This is a genomic window from Rhodohalobacter sulfatireducens, assembly GCF_022012475.1.
GTDB lineage: Bacteria > Bacteroidota > Rhodothermia > Balneolales > Balneolaceae > Rhodohalobacter > Rhodohalobacter sulfatireducens.
The window spans coordinates 1-673 of the sequence record NZ_JAKLWS010000110.1; the positions used below are offsets into that span (position 1 = coordinate 1).

The following is a 673-nucleotide window of genomic DNA, read 5'->3' on the forward strand; positions in this document are numbered from 1 at the left end:
CGTTTGAACTCACTCTGTTTGCACTCTTCGCTGCAACAGCCGTCCATTATTTTGGCACCTTCCTCTGAGCAGACAAACAGTTTATTACACTCCATGTTCGCACAGTTGATGTAGCTGTCAGCGGGCTTGCCGGTAATTTCACACCTTGCGATCGGTTGTAAATTATCTTTATTGACCGGTACCACGAGACGATCATCAAACACAAAGCATTTGCCTTTGAAATGTTCACCGCCCTCCTCCCTGGCATATCGTAAAATTCCGCCGTGCAGCTGATTCACATCCCCCCAGCCTTTCTGCTTCATCAACACCGAGAATTTTTCACAACGAATACCGCCGGTACAATACATCAGTACTTTTTTATCTTTGGGAATCTCCTCTTCAGCCTCTTCCAGCCACTGGGGAAAATCATAAAAGTTATCTACATCGGGCGTCATCGCTCCTTCAAAATGTCCCACTTTTGATTCGTAGTTATTCCGTACATCAATCATCACATAATCATCCCGATTTTCCATCACCTTTCGCCACTCCTCCGGTTCCAGGTAATTTCCGCCGTTTTCCGGATTCAGTCCATCCATATGAATAGCCACAAGTTCATCGCGCACTTTGCAGATCAGTTTTGCGAATGGAACAGTGTCATCCTCGTCGGTTTTAAACTGTGTATCTTCAAAACCCT

The 673-nt window shown here is 45.5% G+C and carries 1 protein-coding gene; it reads right to left on the reverse strand.

Annotated features, from left to right (window positions below; translation table 11 throughout):
- The coding region (trhO, locus tag L6773_RS21315; RefSeq protein ID WP_237856700.1) for an oxygen-dependent tRNA uridine(34) hydroxylase TrhO at positions 1–673 on the reverse strand (673 nt) is incomplete at both ends.